This window comes from Aquimarina spinulae (genome assembly GCF_943373825.1).
In the GTDB taxonomy this organism is placed as follows: Bacteria; Bacteroidota; Bacteroidia; order Flavobacteriales; family Flavobacteriaceae; genus Aquimarina; species Aquimarina spinulae.
In genome coordinates this window covers 1,846,416-1,861,513 of sequence record NZ_CALSBP010000002.1, presented here as the reverse complement: position 1 = coordinate 1,861,513, position 15,098 = coordinate 1,846,416, and the positions used below count along the sequence as shown (strand labels likewise).

15 protein-coding genes are annotated in these 15,098 nt (G+C 33.5%); 3 read left to right on the top strand and 12 right to left on the bottom strand.

Annotated features, from left to right (window positions below):
* Positions 1 to 82: 82 nt before the first annotated feature.
* Positions 83 to 1,060: an alpha/beta fold hydrolase gene (locus NNH57_RS13775; RefSeq protein WP_108808982.1), complete on the top strand. Its 978-nt coding sequence runs from the start codon at positions 83 to 85 to the stop codon at positions 1,058 to 1,060.
* Between the two features lie 161 nt (positions 1,061 to 1,221).
* Positions 1,222 to 1,710: a hypothetical protein gene (locus NNH57_RS13770; protein WP_108808983.1), complete on the top strand. Its 489-nt coding sequence runs from the start codon at positions 1,222 to 1,224 to the stop codon at positions 1,708 to 1,710.
* Here the strand turns inward: NNH57_RS13770 and NNH57_RS13765 are convergent.
* The 12 genes from NNH57_RS13765 to NNH57_RS13710 form a co-directional block, all read right to left on the bottom strand.
* On the bottom strand, positions 1,700 to 2,413 hold the full coding sequence (locus NNH57_RS13765; protein WP_234423437.1) for a TIGR04283 family arsenosugar biosynthesis glycosyltransferase: 714 nt from the start codon (positions 2,411 to 2,413) through the stop codon (positions 1,700 to 1,702). The two genes, NNH57_RS13770 and NNH57_RS13765, sit on opposite strands and share 11 nt — an antisense overlap.
* A gap of 249 nt (positions 2,414 to 2,662) precedes the next feature.
* Positions 2,663 to 3,412, bottom strand: coding sequence for a DUF547 domain-containing protein (locus NNH57_RS13760; protein WP_074407226.1), 750 nt, complete (start codon positions 3,410 to 3,412; stop codon positions 2,663 to 2,665).
* Positions 3,413 to 3,790: 378 nt separating this feature from the next.
* The gene (locus NNH57_RS13755) at positions 3,791 to 4,696 is read right to left on the bottom strand and encodes a DUF547 domain-containing protein (RefSeq protein WP_234423438.1); all 906 of its coding nucleotides are present in this window, start codon (positions 4,694 to 4,696) and stop codon (positions 3,791 to 3,793) included.
* A 211-nt stretch (positions 4,697 to 4,907) separates the two neighbouring features.
* Positions 4,908 to 6,413, bottom strand: a complete 1,506-nt coding sequence (locus NNH57_RS13750) for a hypothetical protein (protein ID WP_074407228.1) — start codon at positions 6,411 to 6,413, stop codon at positions 4,908 to 4,910.
* A 181-nt stretch (positions 6,414 to 6,594) separates the two neighbouring features.
* The gene (locus NNH57_RS13745; protein WP_108808984.1) at positions 6,595 to 7,713 is read right to left on the bottom strand and encodes a pyridoxal phosphate-dependent aminotransferase; all 1,119 of its coding nucleotides are present in this window, start codon (positions 7,711 to 7,713) and stop codon (positions 6,595 to 6,597) included.
* A 100-nt stretch (positions 7,714 to 7,813) separates the two neighbouring features.
* Entirely contained in the window at positions 7,814 to 8,932 is a 1,119-nt protein-coding gene (locus tag NNH57_RS13740) for an inorganic phosphate transporter (RefSeq protein WP_108808985.1), read from the bottom strand.
* Positions 8,933 to 9,081: 149 nt separating this feature from the next.
* Positions 9,082 to 10,050, bottom strand: a complete 969-nt coding sequence (arsM, locus tag NNH57_RS13735; protein WP_025663389.1) for an arsenosugar biosynthesis arsenite methyltransferase ArsM — start codon at positions 10,048 to 10,050, stop codon at positions 9,082 to 9,084.
* A gap of 98 nt (positions 10,051 to 10,148) precedes the next feature.
* A complete protein-coding gene (locus NNH57_RS13730) occupies positions 10,149 to 10,961 on the bottom strand; it encodes a purine-nucleoside phosphorylase (RefSeq protein WP_108808986.1) in 813 nt (270 codons plus the stop codon).
* A gap of 8 nt (positions 10,962 to 10,969) precedes the next feature.
* Positions 10,970 to 11,575, bottom strand: a complete 606-nt coding sequence (locus NNH57_RS13725) for a TIGR04282 family arsenosugar biosynthesis glycosyltransferase (RefSeq protein WP_074407232.1) — start codon at positions 11,573 to 11,575, stop codon at positions 10,970 to 10,972.
* Complete coding sequence (locus NNH57_RS13720; protein WP_074407233.1) at positions 11,572 to 12,069, bottom strand: rhodanese-like domain-containing protein; 498 nt, start codon at positions 12,067 to 12,069, stop codon at positions 11,572 to 11,574. The genes NNH57_RS13725 and NNH57_RS13720 overlap by 4 nt, the downstream gene beginning before the upstream one ends.
* Before the next feature lie 18 nt (positions 12,070 to 12,087).
* The gene (gene arsS, locus NNH57_RS13715; RefSeq protein ID WP_074407234.1) at positions 12,088 to 13,155 is read right to left on the bottom strand and encodes an arsenosugar biosynthesis radical SAM (seleno)protein ArsS; all 1,068 of its coding nucleotides are present in this window, start codon (positions 13,153 to 13,155) and stop codon (positions 12,088 to 12,090) included.
* A gap of 126 nt (positions 13,156 to 13,281) precedes the next feature.
* Complete coding sequence (locus tag NNH57_RS13710; protein ID WP_024771685.1) at positions 13,282 to 13,617, bottom strand: arsenosugar biosynthesis-associated peroxidase-like protein; 336 nt, start codon at positions 13,615 to 13,617, stop codon at positions 13,282 to 13,284.
* Positions 13,618 to 13,897: 280 nt separating this feature from the next.
* Between NNH57_RS13710 and NNH57_RS13705 the strand changes: the two genes are divergently transcribed.
* Positions 13,898 to 14,908 (top strand): LacI family DNA-binding transcriptional regulator, encoded by a 1,011-nt coding sequence (locus tag NNH57_RS13705; RefSeq protein ID WP_074407235.1) that lies wholly within the window; start codon positions 13,898 to 13,900, stop codon positions 14,906 to 14,908.
* The last annotated feature ends 190 nt before the right edge of the window (positions 14,909 to 15,098 follow it).

The following is a 15,098-nucleotide window of genomic DNA, read 5'->3' as shown; positions in this document are numbered from 1 at the left end:
TAGGATTACTATTTTTTTATATAGAAAAATTACCGAACGTTCGGTAATTAAAATAAATTACTAACATTACACTTTTGAAATCATGAGAATAATAAAAATCACATTAGGAATTGCAGTACTTGCAATGATTACGTTAACCATGTATTCGTTTACTAAGAGCTTAGAAACTGGAAATACGGATACAAAATCAATACGTACATCAACACTATATAAAACTGTTGAAGTAGATGGAGTAGATATATTTTACAGAGAAGCAGGATCAAAAAATAAACCTACCATTGTATTGTTGCATGGATATCCCACATCATCCCATATGTTTAGAAATCTAATTGTAGATCTTGCAGATGATTATCATATTTTGGCACCAGATTATCCAGGATACGGAAGGTCTGAACAACCATTACTATCAGAATTTGACTATACTTTTGATAATATGGCTACCATTATTGAAAGCTTTTTGGCCACACAGGAAGTAAAGAAGTTTAGTATATACCTTATGGATTATGGAGCTCCTGTAGGGTTTAGAATTGCTTCTAAATATCCTAATCGTATAGAGTCATTAATTATCCAAAACGGTAATGCATACAATGAAGGTATAAGAGAGTTTTGGGATCCTCTTAAAACATACTGGAATGACCCATCGATTAAAAATGGTAAAGCTTTAGAAGGTTTTCATAAGATAGAAGGGCTGAAATGGCAATACACTCATGGTGTTCGGGAAATTAATAAGATTAGTCCTGACAATTGGGAAATTGATTTGCAGCATTTAACACGAAAAGAGAATAATGAGATTCAACTAGCTATGTTTTATGATTACCGTACCAATATTCCATTGTACCCCAAATGGCAAAAATACTTACGAGATTACCAACCACCCACATTAATTGTTTGGGGTAAAAATGATCATATTTTTCCGGCAGAAGGTGCATATCCCTATAAAAGAGATTTAAAAAATATAGAATTTCATTTATTAGATACAGGACATTTTGCACTAGAAGAAAAAGGAGATGAAATAGCAGGTTATATTCTTAATTTTTTAAAGAAAAATAACATTAAATAGAGTGTTTAAATCAATAAACGACGCAAAACGACTTTTATATTAATCTATATAAAAGTCGTTTTTTTTGTTGTATGTAGTGCAGTTCGATTGTTGTTTTGGTATTTGGGTATACGCAACCATTTTTTATATCTGTTATCTACTAAGTATAAAAATATATACAGATGAAATCGTTTTACCTTATTTTAATTTCCTTTACTTTTTTGTTTTTGTCCTGCAATAACGATGATGATACTACCATAGAAAATACTATTGAATCCTTAGTTTTTGGTAAATATGCTGGAGAATGCCTTGAAGATTGTTTTACTGTATTTAAGATAGATGCAGAAAAAATAACAAAAGATACTACAGTAAAGTACTATTCCAATGACTTTACATTTAAAAGCTCATTTGTGTATTCAAAAGAAGTATTTGAAAAATACAATTCATTATTATCGAGTATTCCTAATGAGTTAAAAAATGGTACTGGCAAAACGTATGGGTGTCCGGATTGTGCAGATCAGGGAGGGTTTTGTTTTATATTACAAATGTCTGATGGGAAAATAAAGAAATATAACGTCGATGTAGCTAATACAGAAGATCAAAGTACAGAAATAGTAGTATTTAAAAATAAGATTACCAATACTATTGAAGAACTAAGAGTTATAGATTAACAACTTTTTCTTTATAGTAACGATATAGATCTTCTGATGAGGCTCCCATCCATCTTCGCATATGAATATTTAAAAAGTGATATTGCAAACGCCAGACACCAATCTCTTCATAACGTCTGGCAGAAGTAATCACGTATTTGGGGATGATTACAAACTGTTTGATGGCAAACAGTCGGTCGACAAGGTCATTATCTTCATAAACGATAAAAGATTCATCATAACCGCCGATTTGCCGAAATAGAGTTGAGGTTATAAATTGACTCTGATCACCACCTCGACATCGCTTACTTTTAAATTGTGTTAACCACCCAAGAAAACGCAACCACCAATGATTAGAATCAAATTTCATCCTAAAACAACCTGCATTATTTCCTTTTTTAACTTCTGCTATGATATCAGTATCAAAACCTTGCGGAGGAAAAGAATCTGCATGAAGAAAGTACAGAATATTACCTTTTGCAGCATTACCTCCCGTATTTAATTGTTTAGCACGACCTTTTTTTGATGTAAGAAGCTTAATCAAAATTGATTCGTTCTTTATTATGGTATTCACAATATCTCGAGAATCATCAACACTACCACCATCTACAATAATAATTTCTTTTATATTTTCTTTAGTATCACAAGATCTAATTAAGTGAGAAATCAAACGATTAATTGTTTTTGCCTCGTTTAAAATGGGAATAATAATAGATATTTTCAATTTTACTAAGAATTCGATTATACTGTAAATTTACTCATTTAACCTGCATTATGCATTAGAACTTCGTTATGAGGCTTGAAACTACTAGAAAATATGACATTTTCTTAGTTTTAGCATAGCATCGCTACGGTTAAATTGAAAAATGTAGTGCAACGGTATATTTTGAAGTGGTTTCAATACGTAATAGATTTTCTAATGTATAATGCGGATTTAAACTCCAACCATATTCTTTATTCCCTTTTTTGTTTTCTAATCCAGTACAACTGCCGAAGGATAATCTTTTGACTGTTCATTTAATCCCCAGTTGTATTCTTTATACCCTTTTTTTGATTGTTTTTCAATTTTTATCGCAGCGTATCTGTTAATAAAATCCTTAACATCACCACCATTTACTTTAAAATCTCTTTTATACCAGCTAAATATTTTCGAAACTATGACTTTGTCTTTTGTAATTGTATTTCGGGTAGGGTCGTTAATAAATTTTTCAGTTTGGCTATCCAAAGCAGTATTAAGGTTGTCTGCAGTATAAGCTCTGTTCCATACCACGGGGCAAGAAATCGATGCACAATTAATAGCAAAGTGAATTCTTGGATCCCCAAATTTTCTTAAAATCTTGTGTTCTAACTCACCCAAACTATACCATACTCCATCAATTTTGAAGAATTTTTTACCCCAGGGATCTTCAAGGTCTTTGATACTTTTTAATGGGTAGCTATCTATAACAAGTTTTATAGTATAAGCATTGTAAGCATTAATCCAATACGCTAATTTCTCTTCTCTTGTCCAACTTTCTTGAGGCGGGTTATCAGAAAGTTGTTTAAAATATCTGTATAATTGAGAGCTATCTCTCATAAATCCATTATAATCCACTAGTCCGTCATCAGATACATTTAGGAGTAATGCTTGATCCCAAAGGATGTGATCAAAACTGTTTTGTGATTGAATCTGATTTAAAGATAATATGGCAAATAACACTAATATAATTTTGGGAGCTTTCATTTTTTTAGGTTTTAGATGGTTATTATTTAATTTTTAGTAACTCTTCTTTTAAAATCTATGGTTTTAGTAGAGAATCAAGAAATGAACTTACAGTTAAAATTTAGTTTCAGCTGATTTTTGGGTGAATGATTAGAAGTGCAACGTATAAGGAGAAGAGGTAGCTTGTGATTAAATAGCAGGTCTTAAGTATTTGATTATCAGTATTTAATAGCGATAATGGTTTTTTGAATAATTAGAGTAACTCTGCCAGTATTAGATTAAGGTTTTTAGGTAAACTTTAACTTTTTAAAAAGCCAGAATCAACTATTTATTTTCTCTGAAATTTTGGATTGGAATAAAAGTCAGACAAGAAATGAGTAAAATATTGTGGTGTTTTTACTATTCATTTAAGTTCCAATTGTATTTTTTGAAGCTCTTTTTTGCATTAGAATTAATAGTAATTCTAGAGTATTTATTTAAAAAATGAATTAAAGAACCCTCGGTTTTAAAATCTTTTGCAAACCAGGTAAATATTTTAGAGAGTTGAACACTGCTAGGAGTTATTGTATTTCGTTTAGTATCATTGATAAAGTCAATAGTTAATTTTTCTAACTCATGATCCACATTTTGAGCTGTGAATGCTTTGTTTAATAATGGAGGGCAAGAAATAGAGGCACAATTGATACCAAAATGAATTCTGGGATCTCCCATTTTTCGTAAAATTCTATGCTCTACATCATTAAGAGTATACCATTTGTTTCCTAGCTTAAAAAAACGCAAATCCCAGGGTTCCTTAATGTCTTTGATGCTTTTTATAGGATAATTGTCTAGGATTAATTTTACAGTAAATGCATTATATACATTTATCCAATATGCTAAGACATCAGATTTGCTCCAGTTTTCTGCTGGGATATTTTTACGTAATGCTTCTAGATATGATTTTAATACAAGGTAATCTTGTTTAAAACCGATATAACGTACAGTGCCAGTAGCAGAAACATGTTTCTGGAGTAAATCATTCCACGATTGATGATTAAATGCTTCAATGATACCAGTTTTTGGATCTTCTTTTGGTGTCATTGTTTCTTTTTGTTGCGGTAAAACTTCTTCAACTTCTTCTTCGGGTTCTACTTTTTCAATCGTTGTATCTGGTGCTTTTTCTTCTACTGGAACAGTAACTGTAGGAGGATTTTCCTTTTTTTTAGTTGTAGTATGCTCATCGGGAGTAGTATTCTGAATAGCTTTTTTACTTCCGCCGCAGGCAACAAATACACAAATTAGTACGATAAAAAATAGGTTCTTCATTCGACAATCACTTTTTAATTTAACTAAGATACATTTCCTGTCGGATAAAACTCTGAGTACGATGAAGATTCTTTGAAAAACTAAACGTGATGTACTTTTTGGTGTTTTTTAATTCTGAAATTCGTCAATTCAAGTGCTTCGATTTTAGGAGAAGAAGCACTCAAATCGACACTTTTTACCTTAACTCTACGAAATATAGAACTATAGATTATCAATCTGTATGAATCTCTAAAGGATCGACTAAGTTATCTGAAGTATCATCATTAGGATTTGTTCTAACATAGAACCCAAAATCGGCCTCTACGCCATGTACATTAGGGATCTCCATAATACCTTTCTTTAATAACCTACCCAATTCTTCGGGATGAAGTCGATATCCGCTAGCCAGGTTAATCATTCCTACCGAAGAACCGTGGGCTCCTTCTATTTCGAATACATCGTGTTCTACATTATCTATTTCATCGCGATTAAGTCCTGAAAAAGCAAGAATACTATGTGTGTAATGCCCATTAAGAACCCAGGAATCTTGTCCAAAATCCATAAAGGGAACTTCATCTTCTCCAGAAAGCCCTCCGACATTACCAATCATGTCCCGAAGTGCTTCGCCAACCTCTTCTCTAAAAGCTCCTCGTACAAGATCTGGCGCTTCGTCTGCTTCACTTATTTTTGGAGCAATCAAAGTGGCGTCAAGTATCCAGCCAATAGGCCCTAAAACAAATAAAAATGCTCTCAACAGTTTAATATACCAAGGGATGTCTACATCAACATCAATTCCACTAGTAAATACATTTACAAATCCATCATGCCAGCGAATAGAGCCTTTTACATTGTAAAATTTTCTAAAAAATAGAAGTAAAACACCATCCCATTCTATGGTTGCTCCCGATTTTTCGGCTTCACCACTTATCTCAATTCCTAAATCATGCATACTCATTTGCATCGCATTTATGGTGGCTCCTTCGATACTTTCTCCTACTTTTTCTTCTGCTTTTTTGGCCAATACGGTATCCATAGCATCTCTGGATATAACAATCTGAATTCCGGTATTTTCTGGAACTATAGAATGATTTTCAGGCATTTGAGCAGATTCCCCGGGTAATGCTAATGTGGCGATTAATGCAGGAGTAGTGTCCAACATCGTACTATCGCTTACGTGTGGATTTTGTGGCTGTCCCGGTGGGAATCCAACCTGTACATGTTCTATTTGTGAGATAGCTCCTAGATAGAAATCAGTATTCCAGGTGGATCGGTTAGGAATTTCATCTTCTTCAAAAACAGACCCTTCTATTCCTCCGATTAGCGAATTATAAATGGGAATATCCATATTTTGTAAGATATCATCGATTAAACCAGTAGCAAATGTACCTACAAGTCCACCGATATCTTCTGGGGTAGCTTCTTCTACCTCTTCAACAGATAATGCAGCAACGGGAGATGAACCAGAAACACTTCTTACAAAAGGTCTAAGTTTCATCCAAATATCAAATGGAGAAGCATCAGAATCTCCATTCTTAAACTCACCGGTAATATGTAAACCTAGCCTGGCATTGTTAGTGGCAGGCTCTCTAACCTCTATTGTTGGTTCGTTGATTTGAATTTGAATATCTCCAAATTCAAATGATGAAGGAATAACTTCTGTAGCATATAAATGAGTAACAATTCCCTTAATAATATCTACGTTGATACCAACTGCAATTTTTACTTCTCCTAAGTTCATACTCGTTTTTTTTGTTGTTAATATTCGAACTTAAAATAAAGTATTATACAAACAGTGATCAAGGGGTAAAAGACTAATGTTTAATGGGTTAATAGACTGTTTATAGTGTGTTATGTGATTTGTTTCTTTAAAAAATGATGGCTTTAAATGTAACATCTAATCTATAATAATATTATATAAATTACTCATAAAGACTGGCTAACGCCTGGGTGAAAAGAGTAACCTCTTCGATAGTTCCTGTACTTATTCTACACCAATCAAAGAAAGGAGGAAACGGTCTACCAATTAAGACTCCTTTTTCTAACATTTGTTTATGTAATGTGCGTATATCTTTTCCAGATTTAAAGAAGATGAAGTTGGTATGCGATTTTACATAAGGTAATCTAAAAGTATCCAGAGTTTTATAAATCATTTCTTTTGCTTCCCGGGTTTTTTGTAGACTAAAGTTATAAAATTCCTTGTCATTCAATGCTTCTTTAGCTGCGGCAATAGCAGGAACATTACTATAAGCCACCATATTTCTTCTAAGTTTTTCTGCTAAAGCTGGTTTTGCAATAAGATAACCAATACGAAGCCCTGCCATACCATATACTTTTGAAAATGTTCTGGATACGATGACATTTTTTTCTTGTTTTACGAGTTCGACCATCGAAGGATAATTAGGATCTTCGATATAGTCATAATAAGCTTCATCACTAAATAAAATAGTCTTATTACTAATAGCATCACAAAAATCTATTAGCTTTTTTGAAGGAAGAATAGTAGAAGTTGGATTGTTGGGGTTGCAGAGAAAAACTAGTTTTGTTTTTGAAGAAATTCGTTTTTCGATCTCGGCCATATCGTACCCTTTATCATCACCCACCGGTACCCAGTTTACGGCTGCTCCCCATTGCTTAGCATACGTCATCATCGCTAGAAAAGTAGGCTTCCCCGCAATAATTTCTCCTCCATTTGCGGCAAAAGTAAGTCCCGTGATTTTTAAACCTTCTGTAGAACCACCACAGATGATAATATGATCTTTGGTTACTCCTTCTTTTTGAGCTAAAATTGCAGCTAATTCATCGGCATATGCATATGGATATCTACAGCTATGATCAAAAGCAGCTATGATAGCTTTTCTTACCTTTTCTGAAGGGCCATAAGGATTCTCATTAGAACTTAATCGTATATGTTTTGATAGTGATCTGGGATTGAATGTATTGATTTGGTCTAATGTTAATGCATTAGTGATCCCGATACCTCCAAATAATGCAAAACTGCCTCCCAACGAAGTAGATTTTAACCATTGTCTTCTATCCATGATGTTTTATCTTTAAAATGATTTGCTTTCTAAAGATAACAATTTATTGATTTTAAAGCTCTTATGGATTTAATTAAACTTCGTAAGTTTTGAAATTTGACTATAGTATACTTTGAAGTAACTTAAATAATAATCCGCTAGCAATAGCCGCTATCGGAAGTGTGAGCACCCAGGATAATAATATTTTAGAAATCATCTTAGGATTTGCTTTTTTGGTTACGGTACCAATTCCAAATATAGAACCGACAGATACATGTGTTGTAGAAACGGGTAAGCCATGAATACTTGCTGTGGTTACTAATAGACCAGTGATCATGTTAGCGGTAAACCCTTGGCCAGAATTCATAGGAGTGATTTTTTTACTCATAATGACACCAACTTTTTTGGCATTTATGAGCCCTCCTAATGCCATTGTTATAGCAACAGCAATCATCCCCCACTTAATATCCAAAGCATTAATGATTAACAGTAAGCCTACAATTTTAGGAGTATCGTTAAGTCCTCGTGCAAAACTAACAATCCCGGCACTTAGGTAATGTAAACTGTCTAATATTTTCTGTGAATTAATACCTAATAGTTTTCCATTATAGGTCTCTACTTTAGTGTGGTGAATAGAAGTTGTGATCTTGGTCTCTGTAGCAACTGTGTTCATATGATGTGCAGACACTGGTATCGCTTCTGCTTCTTGTTTTTTATCAATATAGATACCACTGTTTTTTGTAATATTTAATTTTTTCCTGACATGTCTAAAAATGATATACAATAATAAACTTAATACGGCTGCCATTAATGGACTTACTATAAGAGGAACTAAAAACGTTTTCCCGAGTTTTGCAAAATTAAACTCGGTACCAATGGCCATTACTCCGGCGCCAAAAAGAGCACCTACAAGGCTATGAGTTGTTGATATAGGCATTCCTATTTTTGTAGCAATAAATACGGTAAAAGCAGCTCCAAGAGCAATAGAGATTGCAAAAATTGGCATCTGGATTAATTCATTAGGTACCAATCCTTTTCCAGAAAAGTTTTTTACCAATTCTTCTGCTAAAAAGATAGCAGCCACAGAACCTGAGAATGTTGTTATTGTGGCCCAATTTATTGCTTTTTTGTAATTCGTAGTTCCACTTCCGAAGAGTGTAGCAACGCCTTTAAAATTATCATTTGCACCATTACTATACGCCAAAAAACAAGCAGCAATAAAAAGAAGAATCAATATCATCGGGATGTATGTAGTTAAGAATTAATTGTCCATAATCCGACGTATTGTTTTGGGTTACCTTACAGTCTCCATAAAAGAAAACAAAAAAAGAAGCCGAAGACAAATATTTGTCTTCGACTTCTCAGGTTATAGTTAATTAGCCCTCGCTTTTAACAGCACCCACCTCCATCATAATGGTAGGTAGACTCGCTAATAAATATATCATCTCTGTTTAAATCAGCTATGGCACTAGCAGTTTTATCACATATTGCTATGGGTTGATTTTTTAGTAATACGTGTCCTTTTTTATCATCAAAATAATCTTCGTCTCCATAGTATATAGCTGCTTTTCCTGTAAATACACAAGGACCATCTTTTGGCATTGGATCTTTGATTGCTGCTACTTCTATAGACTCAATGTAGATCAATTCATCGGTATCATAATGTTTTGGATCCAAAATTCTGTAAGGCTTACGAGCTCTGATTTCGATAGTACCAAAACCTACATCGGTTAGTGCTTTTACATATTCTGCAATAGGTAAACTTCCGCTTAAGCATAAAGCTCTTAATCGCTCGTCGTTACGTAGTGTATCATTCATTGGTTGTTCACAAGTTGGATCACTCATAACCAATCTTCCATGTGGTTTTAATACACGATACATTTCTTCGATTGCTTTTCGAAGATCATCGGCTTTAAAAATATTAAACAAACAATTTTGTGCAGCAACATCAATACTGTTATCTTCTACAGGAAGATTAAGAGCATCTCCATACCTTAGATCAACGAATTCACTTTTAAACCAGTCATTTTGAGCTTCAGCTTCTTCAAAATTCTTACGAGAAGCGTCCAACATTTCATTCACAACATCTATTCCTATAACACCACTTTTCTGACGAGAAAAATATGAGAATTGTAATAATTCCATTCCGCCCCCAACGCCAACATATAGGACTTTGGGAGAATTAGTTAAGTCACGTGCATTTACCGTACTACCACAGCCATAATTCATTTCCTGCATAATTTTAGGAATCTTAAGTCCAGGTAGTTCCCAGATAGGGTTGGTAGTACAGCATAAACCTATATCTGGAGTTAATGCTGCTTCTTTATACACATCGTGAGTGGTATTTAAGTAGCTCATATATTAATTTTTGTCGTTTCCTATTAAGAAGGAAATATAAGTTATTTTGGGTTATAATCAGTTTTGTCGGAAAGTGAGAAAAAAACTTTCACTACTACTTACAATGACTTTATTAATTCTTTAAATAATAGTATCATTTCTGGCTCTGCTTTTCCTGCCATTGCAATAATTTCATCGATATTTATCGGTTTTAAATTATCGGGATCGCATTCGTCGGTAAGAACAGAAACAGCGGCTACAGACAGATCCAGATGATTAGCAACAATCACTTCGGGAACCGTACTCATTCCTACTGCATCTGCACCGATGATTTTAAGATAACGATACTCTGCACGAGTCTCGAGTTGAGGTCCCACTACAGAGGCATATACTCCTTTATGAAGATTGATGTTATTTTCTCTGGCAATAGATTCGAGTTTTGCATTTATATCTGCATTATAAGGAGCACTCATATCTGTAAAACGACTTCCTAATTGTTCTACACCTTTAAAAGCCAAAGGCGAACCTCCTTGTAAGTTAATATGATCATCGATAAGCATTAATTCTCCTTTTTTAAAATCGAGATTAACAGCTCCAGAAGCATTAGAAACTAATAAGGTTTTGATTCCCAGTTTATGCATGATACGTACCGGATAGGTCACATCCTGAAGCGAATATCCTTCATAAAGATGAAAACGCCCTTGCATAACGATTACATTTTTACCTTCCAGTTTTCCATAAATTAATTTTCCTTTATGAAATTCTACAGTAGCTGTCGGGAAATTAGGAATATGATTATAACTTACTTCTTTAATGACCTCTATTTCATTAATTAATTGTCCTAATCCTGTTCCTAGTATGATTCCTATTTCAGGATTTTCAAAGCCTTTTTTCTGAAGGAATTCTGTGGTTTCTTCGATGTATTTGATCATATTGTTTGTTAGCTTAGAAATTTTTGAAAAACGGCAATGTCTTTAATATCTTCATAATAATCAATATCATTGCGTTCTTCTAATAATTTTAGGTTTTCGTTTTGAATATTTTTTAATGTATCCTTAAGAACAGTTTGTGTTCCCCAGGTTTTGTTTTTAAAAACTTGTGAATTTAAGGATTTCATTCCAAATAAATAGTATCCTCCATCTTCTGCGGGGCCAATTACATACTCATGAGATGCCAAAGCCAGAAATGCATTTTCAATATCTTTTTGGGTTACATCATACAGATCACTTCCGATAATGATAATATTTTGATATCCATTAGCAAAACCTGCTTCAAAAGCATACTCCATTCGCTGTCCCAAATCATCTCCAATCTGCTGTTTTTTGGTATAAATATTAGGACTCCAAGAGTCATTATCTCTTATTTTTACAGAATAATGAACTTCTTTATGAACGTCTAGATTTTTAGTAATATCAACTGTATGTTGTAGCAGAAATTTATAGATATCCAAAGCTGCCTGATCCCCAATAGTCGCTGCCAGCCGGGTCTTACATTTACCCAATTCTGGATTTCGGGTAAAGATTAGAAGTAGGTTTTTTTCTTTCAATTTGAATAGATTTTTTTTCCTTTAAATAGCCATTTACTCCATTCTTCAGAATAGGTATGGACTTCATTTGTTAATTCTTCTTTAGCGTTTAGAATAGGCAAGCCTCTATTTTTCCATTCAAAAATACCTCCATACAGATTATAAACATTAGTATATCCAGCTTTTTTAAGCTGTTCTGAGATATCTTCTGATCGAATGCCAATACTGCAATAGACGACTATATGTGAGTTTTTTGGAATCGGTTGTGTTGTAATAGAATCTATTTTGAAATTATTATACCCAACATGAATTGCCTCTTTTAAATGACTGATCTGATATTCTTTTCTCTCTCTTGCATCCAGTACTAATACTGTATCCTGAATAGTTTTTAATGTTGAAACCGAAATATAAGGAATACTTTCGTTATTGTATAGACGTAGTAATTCATCTAACGAATTCTGAGCACTAGCTATAATAGAAAAAAAGAATGATATTGAAAGTATAAAAATCCTCATTTTGGGTTTCAAGAAATATTAGGCCACTGTTCCCTGGCAACTACTTCCTGCTCCGGCTGTACATCCATAACAATGTTGCGAAATGATAATATTTCTGTCCTGAAGTAATTCTTCGTTATACTCACTTATATGTTTTACTTTACTGGCTACTTTAAGATCTAGCATCTGATTAAAATCACAATCATATAACCATCCATCCCAACTTACAGAGATCGTATTAGTACACATTACATTTGCTACAGCAGCCGGATTATATGCTTCTACCAAAGCGTACATATAATCTTCATAATTTTCTGAAGCAATTAGGTAATCCAAAAACCTACTAATAGGTAAATTGGTAATTGCAAAAAGATTATGGAATTGGATATTGAAATCTTCTAACAAAGCCTTTTTAAAATCTTTCTCCATTGATACCTGATCTCCCGGTAAGAATGCTCCCGAAGGATTGTATACCAAATCTAGCCTTAAGCCACTATCTGGCATACCATACCCTCTGTCATTAAGCTCCTGAAGTGCTTTTATAGATTTGTCAAAAACACCACTACCACGTTGTTTATCTGTTTTTCCTCTGGTCCAGTGGGGCATAGAAGAGACTACATGTACATTATGTTTTTTGAAAAAATCAGGAAGATCATAATATTTTTTATTTGCTCTAATAATCGTAAGATTACTACGTACAATAAAATCTTTGATTCCTGCTTTACTTGCTTCTTCTACAAACCATCTAAAGTTAGGATTCATTTCTGGGGCTCCTCCTGTTAAGTCCAAGGTATGCGCTCCGGTTTTTTTAATGACATCCAGACATTGCTGCATGGTTTCCCTAGTCATAATTTCTTTACGATCGGGGCCTGCATCTACATGACAATGCTCACAAACCTGATTGCACATATATCCTACATTAATTTGTAAAATTTCTAGCTTATTAGGGCGCAAAGTAGAATGACCAATTTCTGCTATTTTATCAGCAAATCTAGGGAGTTCACCACTAGCAAAAATACCATTATTCAAGATTTCTAATTGCCTGTTAGCATTTGCTAACTGATCATTTCGCTTATGTAAAGATTGTTTTGTTCTAGCTTCTGACATCTTCCGTTCTTGGGTTATATTTCTTTTGGGACTATCTAATTTGGGTAACCTTTTTTGATTTCACTTACCTCAATATAAGCTAGTATTTAAGCTTATAAAGCTTTGCTTCTATAAGGTCATATTAACCTACATAGAAAGCTTATCATATTTATTCATCATCTGTACCCCATGAACCAAGGTGGCACCACTTTCTATAGCAGCACCTGCATGTACTGCTTCCATCATTTCTTCTTTTGTAATCCCTCGTTGTAGTCCGTCCTTGGTATAAGCATCGATACAATAAGGGCATTTCACAACATGAGAAACAGCAAGTGCAATTAATGATTTTTCTCGGGCACTTAGCGCTCCTTCTTCAAAAACCTTACCGTAGTAATCAAAGAATTTAGTACCTAATTCTTCACTCCATTCAGTGATTTTTCCAAATTTTCTTAAGTCGGCAGGGTCATAATATGTTTTTGACATATGGGATTGTTTTTTTGAGTTACAGACATGCAATATTATGTCGTTGATGGTATGTTATACTTACATTAGAAATTGTTTATTTCTTTAAAAAGTATGTAAATTCTTAAAGATATGTAAGATAAAAAACCCAAATTAATAAATGAGCTATTTTTTTGGCAAAAATATAGGAATTACACTACAAACTCATCACTATATTAATATTACGTTAAGAAAAAAGCTTAATTTAGGCGTTGAAGTTCGACAGTTCTTCTTCTAATACTATGAAGCCAAAATTGAAGCTATGAGGAAAAAAGTAACCCTAAAACAACTTGCCAGAGAATTAAACCTTTCTATTTCTACAGTTTCAAAATCGTTAAAAAACGACTCAGAGATTAGTCAAAAAACAATTACCAGAGTGCATGAACTTGCAGATTTTTATAATTATAAACCAAATGCACTGGCAGTAAGTTTAAAAAGTAATAAAACCAAAACTATAGGAGTAATATTACCCGAAATCCTCAATCATTTTTTTGCAAAAGTCCTTTACGGAATTGAACAGGAAGCTTCAGAAAATGGATATAAAATTGTGACTTGCATTACAAATGAATCGTATAAAAAAGAAGTAGAATATGTAGAAATGCTAAACTATAGTAGTGTTGATGGTTTTATAGTGTCGCTAAGTCATGAAACACAAGTTCTCAATGAATTCGAACATTTCAAAGAACTAAAAAGAGATAATGTGCCGATAGTAATGTTTGATAGAGTAACAGAAGAGATCGAATGTGATAAAGTGATTGTTGACGATAAACAAGCTTCAAAAACAGCTGCAAAATATCTCATTGATACAGGTTGTAAAAAGATAGCGGTAATTACAACAATTGGCGGTCTAAGTGTAGCCAATTTGCGTTTAGAAGGAGCAAGAGAAGCTATAGGTGTTAATGATCAGCTATCCTTAATAGAATTGGTGGTAAAAGACTCTAATAACAATGAGCAAGAAATAGAGAAATTTCTTAAGAACAATGATATTGATGCGGTTCTTGGACTAGATGAGACGGCTGCTGCTATCACTATAAATATGTCACATAAGTTAGGATACAAAATTCCTGAGGATATTTCCGTTATTGGATTTACCGATGGTTTGTTGTCTAAGTATTCGTACCCAAAACTTACAACCGTTTCTCAACATGCCGAGGACTTAGGAGTAAAAGCTGCTCAGATTTTAGTAAACCAACTGGATGATTTTGTTGAAAACCACAAAACCAATACCGAAATCGTTAAAACATCTTTAATTTTAAGAGACTCTACTCATTAAAATATGAGCAGAGGAAAACATCTAAACCATTATAGTAAACAAAGATAAGGGTATCGCAAAAGAAGAAGATTCGATTAGATTTTCGGTTTTAGATGGTGCTATGCAGTCGCAAAATGCAAAAAACGAATGTATGATCTTGTTGTGATCGGAGGAGAAGTTACAGGAGTAAGAACTGTATTAGATGTTGCCT